Here is a 1,180-nt window from a genome sequence, read left to right on the forward strand (position 1 = left end):
GGTCGGTGAGGGTGCGGGAGGCGACGTACCTCGGCTTGGTGTTGATCGGCTCGGCCACCACCTGCTCGTCGGGGCCGGCGTGCGGCCAGTGGGCGGCGAACGCCTCGTAGGTGCGGCGGCCGTAGAGGAAGGCCGTGGCCGCGTGCAAGCCGTCGAGGACCCATTGCTGGGACACCGGTTCGAAGTAGCGCATGTGCCAGCCGCCGTGCGGGAAGTCTCCGCTCGGGTCCTCGCCGGGGCCGCTGGGGGACTGTATGACGCCGTCCAGGCTCATCCATTCGTCCGCGACGACCTTCACAGCGACACCTCCGCGAGGTTGTCCAGGGCGATGCTCCACCCGTTCTGCACCTGCGCTGCCACGTGCGGCAGGGTCGCGGCGAGGGAGTCGAGGCGTTCGTGGTGCAGGGTGAGCAGGGTGGCGTCGTCGGGTGCCGGCTCGAACGTGATGGTGAGCAGGGAGTCCTCGACGCCGCCCTTGTCGCGGTCGGGGCCGACGAAGGCCCATTGCAGGACCAGTTTCGACGGTTCGTCGAGCTCGACGAAGGTGGCTTCGAACCCGCTGTTGTCGGCGTCGTGGATGGTGAACCGGCCGCCGGGTCGCGGGTCGATGTCGGCCTTGGTCAGCGGCACCCGGTTGGGGCGCATCCATTGTGCGAGCAGGTCGGTGTCGAGCCAGGCGCGGTAGACCCGCGCGGGCGGGGCGGGGTAGGTGCGGGTGAGGTGTACGGCGGTCATGATTCCTCCCGGAACAGGGTGTCGAGGTTGTCGAGGCGTTCGGTCCAGAACCGTTCCGCGAACCGCAGCCAGCCGGCCGCGTCGGCCAGTGGCTGCGCTTGGAGGGCGCAGACGTGGCGCCGGCCGGTGACGGTGCGGCTCACCAGGCCGGCGGTTTCGAGCACCTTGACGTGTTTGGACGCGGCCGCGAACCACATCACGAGCGGTGCGGCGTGCTCGCCGACGGTGAGGTCGCCGTCGGCGAGTCGTTGCAGCATGTCCCGGCGGGCCTCGTGTGCGAGGGCGTGGAACACCGCGTCCATAGTTTGTTCAACCACGTGGTTGAACGTAGTCCGGGATCCGCGAAAGGTCAACCAGCTGGTTGAACAATGAGAAGGGCGACGCCGGGCATGGGCAGGTCCAGCTCGACCGTCACCGTGCCGTCCGCCTCGGCGGTCAGCTCGCG

Annotated in this window: 3 protein-coding genes; all 3 read right to left on the bottom strand. The window is 69.3% G+C overall.

What is annotated here, in order from left to right; genetic code table 11:
- The coding region (locus AB0M20_RS44755; RefSeq protein WP_364307695.1) for a dihydrofolate reductase family protein at window positions 1–298 on the bottom strand (298 nt) is incomplete at its 3' end.
- On the bottom strand, window positions 295–735 hold the full coding sequence (locus tag AB0M20_RS44760) for an SRPBCC family protein (protein ID WP_364307697.1): 441 nt from the start codon (window positions 733–735) through the stop codon (window positions 295–297). The genes AB0M20_RS44760 and AB0M20_RS44755, both read right to left, overlap by 4 nt.
- On the bottom strand, window positions 732–1,052 hold the full coding sequence (locus AB0M20_RS44765; RefSeq protein ID WP_364307699.1) for a metalloregulator ArsR/SmtB family transcription factor: 321 nt from the start codon (window positions 1,050–1,052) through the stop codon (window positions 732–734). The genes AB0M20_RS44760 and AB0M20_RS44765 overlap by 4 nt, the downstream gene beginning before the upstream one ends.
- Window positions 1,053–1,180 lie beyond the last annotated feature (128 nt).

The organism is Actinoplanes sp. NPDC051633 (assembly GCF_040681735.1).
In the GTDB taxonomy this organism is placed as follows: Bacteria; Actinomycetota; Actinomycetes; order Mycobacteriales; family Micromonosporaceae; genus Actinoplanes.

Excerpts from the sequence above, each read along its gene's own strand:
- AB0M20_RS44760 (WP_364307697.1), bottom strand. The coding sequence starts at position 735 with ATGACCGCCGTACACCTCACCCGCACCTACCCCGCCCCGCCCGCGCGG.